This window comes from Nonomuraea salmonea (assembly GCF_042428605.1).
GTDB lineage: Bacteria > Actinomycetota > Actinomycetes > Streptosporangiales > Streptosporangiaceae > Nonomuraea > Nonomuraea salmonea.
The window spans coordinates 610,230-624,702 of sequence record NZ_JBHMCF010000011.1; the positions used below are offsets into that span (position 1 = coordinate 610,230).

Here is a 14,473-nt window from a genome sequence, read left to right on the forward strand (position 1 = left end):
TGAGTTATACCGACTCAATTCATCGGAGCCGCGCATTGTTCCCTTCCTTGCCGATGTTCGCTCACGGCGATCGTAATGTTGTAAGCCATACCTGAGGGTGACCCGGAATCAGACCCTGGTGTGACGACGCCCGGCAACCCCCTCTTCTACTCTTGAGCAGGCGTATTCCCCGCCTCTTCGTTGCTCACCGGAGGGCGGGGCCGGACCGGGCGGGGGGTGTCGTGAGCGAAGGGGTGGTGCGGCGGGCGACGGGGGCGGTGGTGCGGCCGCTCAAGCTCGCCCTCTACCGGGGCGACGCCGATGCGCCGCCCGCCCGGCGCAGGCTGACCTTCCGGATGCCGCAGTGGCTGTGGCCGGTGATCCCGGCGCGCACCGTCAACCTGGTGCAGGTCGCGGACCTGGTGCTGGCGTTCGCTCTCTACGGGCTGACCGTCTCCATGATGCTCGACTGGAACGCCGAGGCCGCCTTGCTCCGGCCGCACGGCGGCACCCGGGTGCCCATCCTCGACGCCTATGCCTACCTGGCCGCGCTCGGCGTCGCGCTCCCCGTGGCGCTGCGCGACCGGTGGCCGCTGGCCGCCTGGCGGGTGGCGGCCGGGGCGATGCCGCTCGTGGTGTGGGTCGACGGCAGCCTCGACTCCGGCCCGCCGCCCTACCCGTGGACGACGGTGGTCGGCTACCTCATGGTGCTCTACTCGGTCGCCGTGCGCTGCGAGCGGCGGATCACGGTGGGCGTGTGGATGGTCGCGATGCTGGCCGCGTGGATCATCCACCCCGACTCGATGCCACTGACCGGCGTGTTCGTGACGATCGCCGCGGCGTTCGGCTACAACGTACGCGTGCGGCGCAGCGCCACGGCCAAGCTCGTCGAGGAGGAGCAGCGCGTCAAGGCGGCCGAGAGCGCGCAGGCGGTGCTGGAGGAGCGGGCCCGCATCGCCCGCGAGCTGCACGACGTGGTCGCCCACCACATGTCGGTGATCGCCATCCAGGCCGAGGCGGTGCCGCTCAAGGCGGCGGGCGACCCGGCCCAGCTGGAGGCGGGGCTGGCCGAGATCCGGGGTCTGTCCCTGGAGGCGATCGCGCAGCTCCGCCAGGTGCTGGGCGTCCTGCGCGACCCCGCGGGGCGGGCCGACACCGCGCCGCAGCCGGGGCTCGACCGCGTCGACGAGCTGATCGCCAACGCCCGCGCGGCCGGGCTGGCGGTGCTGGTCAGGCGGAGCGGAGAGCTCAGCGGGCTGCCGTCGGCGGTGGAGCTGTCGGCGTACCGGATCGTGCAAGAGTCACTGTCGAACGTCATGCGCCACGCCCCCGGCGCCGCCGTGGCCGTCGACATCACCCGCACCGCCGACACCCTCCACCTGACGATCGCCAACGGCCCCACCCCCGCCCGCGCAGCCACACCCCGCAACCCACCGGCCATCGAGGCCGGAACGCCCCACGAGCCCATGAGCCAAGGCGAGCCGCACGGCGCCATGTCAGGCAGCAGAAGCGCCCCGAACGGCACCGGCGCCCTTGAGGATGCGAGCGGCCGGGGCCTTCTGGGGAGCAGGGGCGATGCGGGCAAGGCCGTCAGCCTCGACGATCCGGGCGGACGCAGTGGCCGGGCCAACACCGGCGACCCGATCCGCATCCACGACCTCAGTGACGCAGCCGGTGGGGGCCACGGACTCGGTGGGGGCCACGGACGCGGTGACGGCGGATCAGGTGGCGGAGACAGCCAGGGGGGCATGGCCGACACCGGCGGCCTGGGCCGCACGCGCGGCCTCAGCGACACGCGCGGCCTTGGCGAACCGGGGGGCGGGGGTGGCTTGGGTGACGTCGGCGGGCTGGGGCGGACGGGTGCCGCGGGCGACGCCCACGGCGGAGATGGGCCGGGTGGTGAGGTGGGGCGGGTGCCGGTGAGCGGGAGCGGGCAAGGGCTCGTGGGGATGCTGGAGCGGGCGGTGCTGCTGGGTGGCACGCTGGAGGCGGGTCCGGTGCCCGGCGGCGGGTTCGAGGTGCGGGCCACGTTACCGATCACGGGGAGGGAGAGCGCGTGATCAGGGTGCTGATCGCCGACGACCAGGGCATGGTGCGCACCGGGTTCACGGTGTTCCTGAGCGGCCAGCCGGACATCGAGGTGGTGGGCGAGGCGGCCGACGGGCGCGAGGCCGTCGAGCGGGCCGCCGAGCTCAAGCCCGACGTGGTGCTGATGGACGTCCGCATGCCGAACATGAACGGCCTGGAGGCCACCAGGGAGCTGATGGCCCGGGGCGGCGCGACCAAGGTGCTCATCCTGACCACGTTCGACCTCGACGACTACGTCTACGAGGCGCTGCGGGCGGGGGCGAGCGGGTTCCTGCTCAAGGACGCGTCGGCGACTCAGCTCGCGGAGGCCGTCCGTGTGGTCGCCGTCGGCGAGGCGCTCATCGCGCCGGCCGTCACCAAGCGGCTCATCACCGAGTTCGCCCGGCTCGGCTCCCCTCGCCCGGTGCCGGGCCGGCGGCTCGACGAGCTGACCGAGCGGGAGACCGAGGTGCTCCTGCTGGTCGCCCAGGCGCTGTCCAACCAGGAGATCGCGGAGAAGCTCTTCGTGGCCGAACAGACGGTCAAGACCCACGTGGGCCGCGTCCTGATGAAACTGGGCCTGCGCGACCGCGCTCAGGCCATCGTCTTCGCCTACGAAAGCGGCCTGGTCCGCCCCGGCGAGTAACGTCTGGGACGGAGGCCGGACCGCGCAACCTCCAGGCGCGAACGTCGTCCTGAGGCAACCCCCGAAAGACGGACGCCGGACAGCGCAACCTCCAGGCGCGAACGTCGTCCTGAGGCGACTCTCGAAAGACGGACGCCGGACCGCGCAACCCCCAAGCGCCAACACCGACCCGGGGACGACCCCCGAAGACGGACGCCGGACCGCGCAACCCCCAAGCGCCAACACCGACCTGAGGCAACCGCCGAAAGACGACGCCGGAGCGGGCCGTCCCGACGACACCAGGAGCTGGGCCCTCCCGGCCGAAGCCGAGCGCGGGTTTCTCCTGGGGCGGCCGTCCCGATCAGCGGTATCGACGCGGTGAGCAGGATGCCGCCCGTCGGCACGTGGCGGGTGCTGGGTCCGGTGCCGCTGCTGAGGGGAACCGGCGGGAGATCCGGGAAGAGGGGGCGGGTGGGGTGGTTTTCTGGGGGTGGAGTCAGGTCGTACAGTCGGCGGGTGGATCCTGTTGACCTTTTTCGTCAGGTGGCGGCCACCGTGCCTGCTTACGGCGAGTTTCTTGCCGAGCATCACGTCGATCCGGCGAAGGTGACGACGCCGGCGGAGTTCGCGGCGTTGCCGATGACGACCAAGGACGGTTATACCCGTCGGTATCCACTCCCCGATCTGTGCAGGGGCGGGGTGATCGGGGACATGATCGCGGTGTCGTCGGGGTCCACCGGGGAGCCGTCGTTCTGGCCGCGGTCGGTGGCGGATGAGCGGGTGATCGCGGATCGGTTCGCGGAGGTGTTCGACGCGTTCAGTGCGCGGGAGCGGCGGACGCTGGCGGTCGTGTGCTTCGCTCTAGGCACCTGGGTGGGCGGGCTGTTCACGGTGAGCTGCTGCCGGCAGCTGGCCGAGCGCGGCTATCCGGTCACGGTGGTGGCGCCGGGGACCGACCGGCGGGAGATCCGGCGGGTGCTGCCCGAGCTGGCCCCGCACTTCGACCAGGTCGTGCTGCTGGGCTACCCGCCGTTCCTGAAGAACGTGATCGACACCGAGGACCTGCCGTGGCACGCGTGGGACCTCAAGCTGGTGACGGCGGGCGAGGTGTTCAGCGAGGAGTGGCGGGCGCTGGTGGCGGAGCGGGCGGGCATCGCCGATCCGCTGCGGGGCATCGCCTCCCTGTACGGCACCGCCGACGCGGGCGTCCTGGGCAACGAGACGCCGCTGTCGGCGGAGATCCGGCGGTTCCTGGCGGCCAGGCCGGAGACGGCGCGGGAGTTGTTCGGCGAGTCGCGGCTGCCGACCCTCGTCCAGTACGACCCCGGGGTGCGGTATTTCGAGGAGCACGAGGGGACGCTGCTGTTCTCGGGGGACAACGGTGTGCCGCTGATCCGGTATCACATCGCGGATGAGGGTGGCGTGCTGCCCTACGACAGGCTCCTGTCGTTCGTCGGGGAGCGTGGGTTCACGCCGTCGATGAGCGGCCCGGAGCGGCCGTTCGTGTACGTGTTCGGCCGCAGCCACTTCACGGTCTCCTTCTACGGCGCGAACGTCTACCCGGAGAACGTCGCGGTCGGTCTGGAGCAGCCGGAGGTGAGCGGGGCGGTGACCGGCAAGTTCGTGGTGGAGGTGGGCGAGGACGAGCGGCGTGACCGGTTCCTGACGGTCACGGTGGAGCTGATGCCCGGCGAGCGGCCGTCGGACGAGTTCGCCGACGCGGTGGGCGGGGCGGTCCTGGGTCAGCTGCTGCGGCTGAACAGCGAGTTCGCCGCCTACGTGCCGGCCGATCGGCAGCGGCCGTTCGTCCGGTTGCGGGAGGCCGGCGACCCGGAGTACTTCCCTCCGGGCGCCAAGCACCGTTACACCCGCTGACCGCCAAGAGGAGGCGTGTGCGGGGGCCTGTCCGGGCGGGCAGGCCCACCCGTGGGGCCGTCAGCCGGAGCGCACCCGCGCGGGTCAGTTCACCAGGGCGGCGGCGATGCGGTTCTCGGCCCAGGGGACCATGAGGAAGCCGCGTTTGACCGTCAGCACCTGCACCCCGGCCGTCCACGACTGGATGCCCGGTACGGAGGCCAGGGTGCGGGAGGTGAAGTGGTGGAGGTCGGCGGTGGTGGGGACGATGACCTCGCAGATGAGCGAGGCCTGCCCGAGCACGGACGCGATCATGCGGACGCCGCGCTCGCCGGACAGCCGCTCGGCCACGCTGTCCTGCATGCTCGGCTCGACCGACAGCCAGAACAGGATCTCGGCCTCGTAGCCGAGTGCGGCGGCCGGGATGAATGCGGTGACGCTGGCGCAGCCGCGATCGAGCATGGCTTCGAGGCGCCGCCTGGCGGTGCTCTCGCTGATGCCGAGCCGGCGCCCGACGGACTGGAAGCTGGCCCGGCCGTCGTCGCGCAGGGCGGCCAGCACCTCGCGGTCGACGTCGTCGAGGTGCCCGCGCTCGCAGGTGTGGAGCGGCCTGGGCGTGGCGAACGCGGCCGCCTGGGGCCCGAGCAGGGGCGCGCTCCAGTCGTAGCTCACCTTGTACGTGTGCAGCACCAGGTCGGCGTTGCTCTGCTGCGCCCCCGGAATGGTGTGGACGAAGTCGACCAGCATCGAGTAGAGGTCGCGGTGCTTGGGCGCGACCAGCTCGAACACGATGTCGTAGCCGCCGGTGACGATGGTGACGTACCGGATGTCGGGGTTGGCGGCGAGCAGCCCCGCCACCCTGAGCTGGCTGCCGGGCGCGCAGGTCAGCCGGACGAGGAACACGTGGACCGGCCCTTCGTGCTCCAGGTGCGGCAGCACCGCGACCCGGGCCAGGCCGGCGCCGAACAGGTGCTGGGCCCGCCGCGCCACCGTCGTGGTGGAGGTGCCGATGAGCTGGGCGATGTCGGTCCAGCTCGCCCGGCCGTTCACGTGGAGCGCGGCGAGGATCTTGCGGTCGAGGTCGTCGAGATCTTCCATCGGGGGCATCATCGCGCGATCAGGGCCGTTCTCGCACCTGTCCTGAGCCACCGGTCAGGGCCCGGGCGAGGAAGTCGCGGACGGTGGCCTCCCACAGCTCGGCCTCCTCGACCTGCGGCGAGTGGCCGGACTTCTCGAAGATCCGCAGCTCGGAGCCGGGGATGAGGCGGGCGATGGTCTCGCTGCACTCGGGCGGCGTGATCCAGTCGTGCCGGCCGACGGTGATGAGGGTCGGCGCGGTGATGCCGGGCAGGAGGTGCTTGATGTCGTAGTTCGGCTGGTTGTGGGCGAAGGCGTAGTTGTGCGTCTCGTAGTGGTACGGGGTGGCGGCCACGCGCTGCTCGACCTTGGCGGGGTCGTAGTCGTGGTCGTACAGGGGGAGGATCTCGCGCCAGCAGTCGCGCAGGTCGTCGTCGTCGCGCACGGTGCCCGCCATGATGCGGTCGAGCTTGTCGCGGTCGATCGCCACGCGGGAGGAGGCGGCGGCGTTGCGGATGGCGAGGTCCTGGTTGCCGTTGTCGGCCGAGGTGTCGCGCAGCACGACGGCGGAGACGCGGTCGGGGTGGCGGGCGGCGTACTCCATGGCGATGAAGCCGCCGTACGAGCCGCCGGCGATGACGACCTGCTCGGCGCCGATCCACTCGCGCAGCGCCTCGACGTCGGCCACCCACTGCTCGTGGGTGAACGGCCCGGTCAGGCCGCTCGCCCCGGAGCCTCTGGCGTCGAAGACGACCACCCGGTAGGCGTCGGCGAGGCGGCCGAAGCTGGCCTTGGGCTCGGCGAGTGAGCCGAGCCCGGGGGCGCCGTGGTGGGCGATGACGACGTTGTCGCCGTCGCCGAGTATCTCGACGTTGAGGCGGTTGCCGTTGATGTCGACGTGCACAGGGGTCCTCTCAGATGGCCGTCAGATGACGATGTCGGTGAGCTCTCGGGGGTACGCGGTGAGCCGGCGCGGCCCCGACTCGGTGACGAGCACGGTGTCGGAGATGCGGTAGCCGGCGTGGCCGGGCACGTAGACGCCGGGCTCGCTGGACAGGATCATGCCGGGGGCGAGTTCGGTGGCGTCGCCGTCGGACAGCCACGGCGGCTCGTGGAAGCCGAGCCCGATGCCGTGCCCCTGGCGGTGGCGCAGGTGCGCGCCGTAGCCGGCCTCCTCGATGACGGCCAGGCAGCGGCGGTTGACCTCCTCGCAGGTGGCGCCGGGGACGAGCGCCTCGGTGCCGATCTCCTGCGCCTCGCGTACGGCCTCGTAGTAGCGGGCCTGCTCGGGGGTGGGCTCGCCGATGACGAACGTGCGCTCGCTCTCGACGAACCGGCCGCCGACGGCGCAGCCGAGGGAGAGCATGAACGTCTCCCCCGCCTTCAGCCGGTCGCCGCCGGGCAGGCGGTGCGGCTGGGCGGAGTTGGGGCCGCCGTAGACGAGGCCGCCGGTCAGCATGGGGACGACCACGACATCCTCGTGGGAGGCGTACATGAGGCGGGAGCCGTAGGAGATGACGTGCCCGGCCAGCTCGGTCTCGGTGGGCAGCTCGCCGCCGTCCTCGACGGCCTGCCTGACCAGCTCGACGCCGGCCTCGATCATCCGGTCGGCGATGCGGGCGGCCTCCTCGTGCAGCGCGATCTCCTCGGGGAGCTTGCGCAGCCGTACCTGGCCGACGGCGTCGGAGACGCTCCACCGGGTCCCGGGGAACGCCGCCGCGAGCGCCGCCGTACGGCCGATGGAGGTGGAGGAGGCGTAGGCGGCCGTGGCGGGGGCCGGTACGTGCGCGGCGAGCACCGCGAACGGCGAGCGCACGCCGGGGAACTCGGGGTAGGCGCGGATCTCGGCCCTGGCGTCCTGGTCGGCGGCGTACTCGCGTTCGAGGTCGGGCACCAGCAGCACCGGGTCGCCGTCGAGCGGCAGCCAGCAGGCGACCGGCCGCTCGTTCGGGAAGTGGTGAAAGCCGGTGAGGTAGGCGACGTCGAGCGGGTCGTCGAGCAGGAGCGCCGAGAGCCCGTCCGCGGCCATGCGGGCGCGTACCCGGTCGAGGGCGCCCGCGTAGAAGGAGGCCGGCAGCTTCTGGGAGAAGGTCATGTGTCGCTCCTGTGGTTGCGGGCGTCGTTGTAGGCCACGGACAGCAGCGTCGTCGACAGGACCAGCAGCAGGATCGCCAGCGACGGGAACAGCGTGGTCCACCAGGCGGAGGCGAGCGCGCCCGACTGCTGCGCCTTGTGCAGGATCGTGCCCCACGACCAGCTGTTGGGGTCGCCCAGGCCGAGGAAGGACAGCCCGGCCTCCGACAGCACGGCGCGGGACGTGGTGAGCACGACGGACACGCCGACGACGGGGACGACGCCGGGCAGCAGGTGCTTGCGCACGATCCACAGCGACGAGCCGCCGACGACCTTGGCCGCGGACACGAACGGCATGGGCACGATGGCCAGCGCCTGCGAACGCACCACGCGGGCCACCTCGGGCCAGCTGAACAGCGCGATCACCACGGCCAGCGTGCGCACGCTGGGCCCGGCCAGCGCCGCCACCAGGATCATCAGCGGCAGCACGGGCAGCGACAGCGACAGGTCCACCAGGACGCCGAGCGGGGTGTCCAGGCGGCGGAAGTACGCGGCGCTGACGCCGATGAGCAGGCCGATGACGATGGCGAGGACCGAGGCGCTGACCCCGACCGCCATGCTGACCCGCGTACCCCAGACGACCTGGGCGAACACGTCCTGGCCGATGTCGTCGGTGCCGAACCAGTGGGCCGCGGAGGGCGGCTGGGAGGTGTCGGCGCCGTATCCCTCGGGGAAGGGCGCGATGAGCGGCGCGAAGATCGCGACCAGGAGCATGAGGAGCAGCACGACGGCGCTGGCCATGCCGAGCGGGTTGCGGCGGAAGGAGCTCCAGGTCCGCGCGCGGGGGGTGAGCTCCGCTGCGATGGCGGTCATGAGGTGCGCACTCTCGGGTCGAGGATGCCGTAGGCCACGTCCGTGATGAGGTTGGCCACCACGACGGCGGCCGCCAGCAGCACGAACGCGCCCTGCAGCACGGGGAAGTCGAGCTGGCCGACCGCCTCGTAGATGGCGCGGCCGATGCCCGGGTAGGCGTAGATGGTCTCGGTCAGCACCGCGCCGCCGACCAGGGTGCCGAGCTGCAGGCCGGCGATGGTGGTGGTGGGCAGCAGCGCGTTGCGCAGCGCGTGCTTCCACACGACCTTGCCGGGCCGTACGCCCTTGGCCTTGGCCAGCGAGACGTAGTCCTCGCCGAGCGCGTCGATGAGCGTGGTCCGCATGGTCAGCACGTAGCCGCCGAGCTGGATGAGCACCAGCGACAGGCAGGGCAGCACCAGGTGGTGCACCATGCTGACGGTGGCGCCGATGCCGGTGGCGTCGAGGTCCACCGCGCCGCCGATGGGGAACCAGCCGAGCCAGACACCCAGCACGTACATGAGGAAGATGCCGACGCTGGGCACGAACAGCGACTGCGCGGTGACGCCGGTGAGCTGGATGACGCGGTCGAGCCAGCCTTTGGCCCTGGTGGCGGCGAGCACGCCGAGCGGGATGCCCAGCACGATCGTCACCGCCATGGCCGAGATGGTGAGGATCAGCGTCCACGGCAGCCGTTCCATCAGCACGGTCGTCACGGGGACCGACTGGCGGAACGACATGCCGAGGTTGCCGTGCAGGAGCTGGCCGAGGTAGTCGACGTACTGTGCGGCCAGGGGTTTGTCCAGGCCGAAGTCCGCGAGCAGCTTCTGGCGCAGCTCCTCGGTCATGTTCGGGTCGGCCACGGCCAGCACCGGGTCGCCCGGCAGCAGGCGGACCAGGAAGAACGTCACCGTGACCGCGAACCACAGGGTGAGCAGGCCGCGGGCCAGCCGGAGGCCGATGAACCTCATGCGATCATCCCGCCGGCTTCGCCGAGGCGAGGGAGAGCGGGTTGAGGATGGACAGCAGCTCGCTCGGCATCGGCTTGAAGCCGGTCCACTTCGCGGAGTACGCGATGTTGAACGTCTCCACGTACAGGACGTTGTCGTAGACCTGGTCGTGGATGATGCGGGCGGCCTCCTGGATCGGGGTCCTGGCCTCCTCGACGGTCAGCGCGCGCTGCGCCTTGTCGATGAGGTCGTCCAGCTTGGGGTCGGCGACCTGGGCGTAGTTGATGAACCCGCCGCTCTTGAAGGCCAGCCCCAGGTTGGCGGGCGGGTTGTCCATGACCGCCCACGACCCGGCGTAGATGTCGAAGTCCCGCTTGGTCGTCTTGTCCAGGTACGTGTTGCGCTCCAGGCCCTGCAGCTCGATCGTGATCCCGGCCTTCTTCGCCGCGTCGCGCACCATGGGCGCCCAGCGGGCGATGTTCGGGTCGGCCTGGTCGTAGATCATGCCGAGCTTCAGGTTGGTCTGCCCGGCCTCGGCCAGCAGCTTCTTGGACTGCTCGGGGTCGAAGGCGTACTCCTTCGAGCTCGGGTCGGCGTAGTCGGGCAGCGTCGGGGTCAGGACGCTGGAGTTGGAGGACTTGGCGAAGCCCTTGAGCGCGATGTTCCTGATGGCCTCGTAGTCCACGGCGTGGGCCAGCGCCTGCCGCACGCGGACGTCGTCCAGCGGCTTGCGCTTGGTGTTGTACTGCAGGTGCGCCCAGCCGAGCGACGGGATCTCCTGCAGCTTGATCTGGGCGTCGTTCTTCAGCTCGGCCGCGGTGGCGGGCGGCAGCACGTTGCCGATCATGTCGATCTCGCCGTTGCGCAGCGCCAGCACCTCGGTGTTGACGTCGGGGAAGACGCGGAAGACGACCTGCTTGACGGTCGGCTGGCCGGGCCCGAAGTCGTCGACGCGGTCCATGATGTAGCGCTGGCCGCGCTCGACCTTGGTCAGCTTGTACGCCCCCGCGCTCACCCAGTCCTTGTCGTTGGCGAACTTCTGCACGCTCGGCGCCTTCTCGAACACGTGCTTGGGCACGATCGGCAGCCAGAAGCCGACGTTGTCGAGGAACGTCCCGTCGGGGCGGCTCAGCTTGAAGCGCACCTCGGTGGGCGAGACGGCCTCGGCCTCGTCGAGGGCGGTGATGAGCCCGGCGACGACGCCGAACTTCTCCTTCTGCACGGCCGTCACCGCGAACACCACGTCGTCGGCGCTGACCGGCTTGCCGTCGGACCACTTCATGTCGTCGCGCAGCTTGACGGTGGCGCTCTTGCCGTCCTCCGCGTACGACCACTCGGTCGCCAGGTACGGGGTGCGCTTGCCGGCCTCGTCCATCTGCATGAGGTGCGGGTACATGAGGCTGGTGACCCACGAGTCCGTCCGGCTGTTGCCGACCAGCGGGTTGTAGTTGACGACGTCGGCGGTCGTGCCGATGGTCAGCCGGTCGGCCGAGGCCGGGGCGCCCTGCTCGGCGGACGACGGGGAGCCCGACTGGCCGGGCACGCTCGGGGCGCACGCGGCGATGCCGGTAAGTGCGGCGGCCAGCGCCGCGGCCAGGGTGACACGTCTCATCAGATCCAGACCTCTTCCAGCACCCGCATGACGTTGCCGCCGACGACCTTGGTGATCTCGTCGTCGGAGTACCCGTGGGCGACGAGCCAGGAGATGATGTTCCAGAAGCATTCGGCCGGGTTCTCCAGGCCGTCCACGTACGCGACCTTGTCGTAGTCGATCCCGGCGTGCGCCTCCCTGATCGACAGGTGGTCGGCGAACGTCTCGTGCAGCCCGACGTGGTCGCCGAACAACGTGTCGGGGCCGAAGGCCACGTGGTCGATGCCGACCAGGTCCACACAGTACGTGAAGTGGTCCATGACCGACTCCAGGGTGTGCCTGGGGTGGTCGGGCGACAGCGTGGTGTGCGGGGCCGCCTCCAGGCCGATGACGCCGCCGCGCTCGGCCGCCGCCTTGATGACGGAGTCCGGCTTCATGCGGTTCGTGGGCCAGACCGAGCGGGCGCCGGCGTGGGTGATGAGGATCGGCTTGGTGGAGTGCTTGATCGTGTCGAGCGAGGTCTGGTCGCCGGAGTGGGAGACGTCGATGGCGATGCCGAGCTTGTTCATGCGGCGCACGGCCCTCTCGCCGAACAGGGTCAGGCCGCCGTCGCCGCGCTCCTTCAGGCCGCTGCCGAGCGTGTTGGCCTCGCTGTAGGCGATGCCCATCTGCCGTACGCCGAAGCCGTACAGCATGTCGATCCTGTCGACCTCGTTCTCGATCATCGTGGCCGCCTCCAGGGCGAGCACGAGGCCCATGCGGCCGCTGCTGTGCGCCTCGTGCACGTCGGCCAGGCGCTCGACCTTGATGAGGTAGTCCTGGTGGGCGATGTCCGACAGGCGCATGCCGATGTCGGCGATCACGTCGTTCCACTTCCAGCCGGCCTGGCTGGTGACGCAGCAGGTGCCGTCCATGAGGTTGTCGAAGACGACCGTCATGCCGGAGCGGGCCAGGCCCTCGTAGCCGGTGCGGTGGCGGGCGGTGCGGTTGTAGTCGACGGTCTGGCCGATGTCGTCGGGGAAGATCGACGGGTGGTCGTGCAGGGAGACGACCAGGCTGTCGGTGAGCAGGCGGCGGACGCGCTCGGTCTGCTCGGTGGTGAGCTCGGGGCCCTGGTACGCGGGGACGCGGCCGATCTCAGGCGCCAGGTCGAAGTGCCGGTAGTCGACGCCCTCCTCCAAGTATTCGTACGAACGGTAGCCCTTGTAGCTCTTCGCGGCTTCCAGCATCTGGTATCCCCTCTTGTCCGATTGCCGGAAGTTTGCCAGGATCAGGCGCTAAAGACAATATCCAAGTTGTTTTTCGGCAACAGACGTCCAGTCAGCGCCAGCATTCGTCACAATCCAGAAGGGGGTGCGGTGAGCGAACCACCGGCCCTGGAGATCCGCGGCCTCCACGTCACCTTCACCGCCCAGGGACGCGAGATCCCGGCGGTCCGCGGGGTGGACCTGACCATCGAGCGCGGCCAGACGCTCGCGCTGCTCGGCGAGTCGGGCTCGGGCAAATCCGTCACCGCCAAAGCCGTCATGGGGCTACTCGACCAGCCGAACGCCCACGTACGGTTCGAGACGGCCAGGCTCGGCGGGCGCGACCTGCTCACCATGAACGCCGAGCAGCTCAGAGCGCTGCGCGGCAGCGAGATGACGCTCGTCTTCCAGGACGCGCTGTCCGCGCTCAACCCCGTGCTCAGCATCGGCGACCAGATCGGCGAGCTGTACCGCGTGCACCGCGGCCTGTCACGCAAGGAGGCACGGGCCCGCTCGATCGAGATGCTCGACCTGGTCGGCATCCCCGCCGCCGCCAAGCGCATCGACGACTACCCCCACCAGTTCTCCGGCGGCATGCGGCAGCGCATCCTCGTCGCCATGGCGGTGGCGCTCGAACCCGACCTGATCATCGCCGACGAGCCGACGACCGCGCTCGACGTGACCGTCCAGGCGCAGATCCTGGAGCTCATCGACCGGCTGCGGCGCGAGCTCGGCACCGCTGTCCTGCTCATCACGCACGATCTCGGCGTCGCGGCCGAGGTCAGCGACCGGATCGCGGTCATGTACGCCGGGCGCATCGTGGAGCGCGGCGAGGTCGGCGAGCTGTACGACCGGCCCGCGCACCCGTACACGGAGGCGCTGCTCGCCGCCATCCCCGACCTGGACAGCCCCGCCTCGGAGCTGCGCGCCATCCCCGGCGCGCCGCCCAGCCCCGCCGAGGTGCCGCCCGGCTGCTCGTTCGCGCCGCGGTGCGCGCGGGCGAGCGAGGTGTGCGGCACGACCCGGCCGCCGCTGACCGTCCTACCCGGCTCTGACCGTTCCGTCGCCTGCCACCACGCGGAGGAGATGCTCGATGGCGCTCTCACCTGACGCCGCCCCCAAGCCCCTCGAACAGCGGGGCGAGCCGGTGCTGCGGGCCACGAACCTGCACAAGACGTACCGCGGCGGCCTGCTGTCCAGGGGCGGCGCCGTACGCGCGGTGGCCGGCGTGGACCTCGACCTCCACCCCGGCGAGACGCTGGGCATCGTCGGCGAGTCCGGCTGCGGCAAGTCCACCCTGGCCCGCATGCTCGTCGGCCTCGAACGCCCCGACCAGGGCGAGGTCACCTTCCGCGGCCGGCCGTTCTTCACCAGGGGCGGCGTGCCGCGCGACATCAGGCGCCGCGTCCAGATGGTCTTCCAGGACCCGCTGACCTCGCTCAACCCGCGCATGACCGTGCACGACATCGTGGCCGAGCCGCTGCGGGTGCACCGCCTCGCGCCGAACTCCCGCGCCATGCGCGACCGCGTCGCCGAACTGCTCACCCTGGTCGGCCTGTCACCCGACCGGATGAGCCGCTTCCCTTACGAGTTCTCCGGCGGCCAGCGGCAGCGCATCGGCATCGCCCGCGCCCTGGCCACCGAGCCCGACGTGATCGTGTGCGACGAGCCGGTGTCGGCGCTCGACATGTCGGTGCAGGCTCAGGTGGTCAACCTCTTCGCCGAGCTGCAGCGGACACTCGGGGTGGCCCTGGTGTTCATCGCGCACGACCTGGCCGTGGTCCGGCACGTCTCGCACCGGGTGGGCGTGATGTATCTGGGCCGGGTGGCGGAGCTGGGCGCGGCGGCCGACGTCTACTCGGCGCCGGCGCATCCGTACACGATGGCGCTGCTGTCGGCGGCGCCCGTGCCGAAGCCGGCGCTGCGCGGCCGCTCCCGCATCATGCTGGCCGGCGACCCGCCGAGCCCGGTGGCGCCGCCCCCGGGCTGCCGCTTCCACACCCGCTGCTGGAAGGCCACCGACCGGTGCGCGGAGGTGGAGCCGGTGCTGGAGGACGTTTCCGGGCACTACGCGGCCTGCCATTACCCGGAACGCCCGTCTTGACGTGGCCTTTCCCGGGGTACCTGAGAGGGAGAGCAAGCTTTGCTGACACACTGT

At 71.0% G+C, this 14,473-nt stretch carries 12 protein-coding genes; 5 read left to right on the forward strand and 7 right to left on the reverse strand.

Annotated elements, in window-relative coordinates; translation table 11 throughout:
• The first annotated feature begins 221 nt into the window (after nucleotides 1-221).
• The 3 genes from ACFFR3_RS13175 (at nucleotide 222) to ACFFR3_RS13185 (ending at nucleotide 4,546) form a co-directional block, all read left to right on the forward strand.
• Entirely contained in the window at nucleotides 222-2,039 is a 1,818-nt protein-coding gene (locus ACFFR3_RS13175; RefSeq protein WP_379483191.1) for a histidine kinase, read from the forward strand.
• A complete protein-coding gene (locus tag ACFFR3_RS13180) occupies nucleotides 2,036-2,692 on the forward strand; it encodes a response regulator (protein WP_379483192.1) in 657 nt (218 codons plus the stop codon). The genes ACFFR3_RS13175 and ACFFR3_RS13180 overlap by 4 nt, the downstream gene beginning before the upstream one ends.
• Before the next feature lie 495 nt (nucleotides 2,693-3,187).
• A complete protein-coding gene (locus tag ACFFR3_RS13185) occupies nucleotides 3,188-4,546 on the forward strand; it encodes a phenylacetate--CoA ligase family protein (protein ID WP_379483193.1) in 1,359 nt (452 codons plus the stop codon).
• Nucleotides 4,547-4,630: 84 nt separating this feature from the next.
• On the opposite strand, the gene ACFFR3_RS13190 is transcribed toward ACFFR3_RS13185, so the two are convergent.
• Genes ACFFR3_RS13190 through ACFFR3_RS13220 form a run of 7 tightly spaced genes read right to left on the reverse strand, consistent with a single transcriptional unit; the run spans nucleotide 4,631 to nucleotide 12,297 of the window.
• Nucleotides 4,631-5,623 (reverse strand): Lrp/AsnC family transcriptional regulator, encoded by a 993-nt coding sequence (locus ACFFR3_RS13190; RefSeq protein WP_345402063.1) that lies wholly within the window; start codon nucleotides 5,621-5,623, stop codon nucleotides 4,631-4,633.
• A 19-nt stretch (nucleotides 5,624-5,642) separates the two neighbouring features.
• Nucleotides 5,643-6,506: an alpha/beta fold hydrolase gene (locus ACFFR3_RS13195; protein ID WP_345402060.1), complete on the reverse strand. Its 864-nt coding sequence runs from the start codon at nucleotides 6,504-6,506 to the stop codon at nucleotides 5,643-5,645.
• A gap of 21 nt (nucleotides 6,507-6,527) precedes the next feature.
• Nucleotides 6,528-7,697 (reverse strand): M24 family metallopeptidase, encoded by a 1,170-nt coding sequence (locus tag ACFFR3_RS13200; RefSeq protein WP_379483194.1) that lies wholly within the window; start codon nucleotides 7,695-7,697, stop codon nucleotides 6,528-6,530.
• Nucleotides 7,694-8,548, reverse strand: a complete 855-nt coding sequence (locus ACFFR3_RS13205; RefSeq protein ID WP_345402051.1) for an ABC transporter permease — start codon at nucleotides 8,546-8,548, stop codon at nucleotides 7,694-7,696. The genes ACFFR3_RS13200 and ACFFR3_RS13205 overlap by 4 nt, the downstream gene beginning before the upstream one ends.
• Nucleotides 8,545-9,498, reverse strand: coding sequence for an ABC transporter permease (locus tag ACFFR3_RS13210; protein ID WP_345402048.1), 954 nt, complete (start codon nucleotides 9,496-9,498; stop codon nucleotides 8,545-8,547). Before ACFFR3_RS13210 ends, ACFFR3_RS13205 begins: the two co-directional genes overlap by 4 nt.
• Before the next feature lie 4 nt (nucleotides 9,499-9,502).
• On the reverse strand, nucleotides 9,503-11,089 hold the full coding sequence (locus tag ACFFR3_RS13215; protein WP_379483195.1) for an ABC transporter substrate-binding protein: 1,587 nt from the start codon (nucleotides 11,087-11,089) through the stop codon (nucleotides 9,503-9,505).
• Nucleotides 11,089-12,297 carry a dipeptidase gene (locus ACFFR3_RS13220; protein ID WP_345402042.1) on the reverse strand — a complete coding sequence of 403 codons (1,209 nt, stop codon included), beginning with the start codon at nucleotides 12,295-12,297 and terminating at the stop codon, nucleotides 11,089-11,091. Before ACFFR3_RS13220 ends, ACFFR3_RS13215 begins: the two co-directional genes overlap by 1 nt.
• A gap of 129 nt (nucleotides 12,298-12,426) precedes the next feature.
• Between ACFFR3_RS13220 and ACFFR3_RS13225 the strand changes: the two genes are divergently transcribed.
• Complete coding sequence (locus ACFFR3_RS13225) at nucleotides 12,427-13,425, forward strand: ABC transporter ATP-binding protein (RefSeq protein ID WP_364914745.1); 999 nt, start codon at nucleotides 12,427-12,429, stop codon at nucleotides 13,423-13,425.
• The gene (locus tag ACFFR3_RS13230; protein ID WP_364366573.1) at nucleotides 13,409-14,419 is read left to right on the forward strand and encodes an ABC transporter ATP-binding protein; all 1,011 of its coding nucleotides are present in this window, start codon (nucleotides 13,409-13,411) and stop codon (nucleotides 14,417-14,419) included. Before ACFFR3_RS13225 ends, ACFFR3_RS13230 begins: the two co-directional genes overlap by 17 nt.
• Nucleotides 14,420-14,473 lie beyond the last annotated feature (54 nt).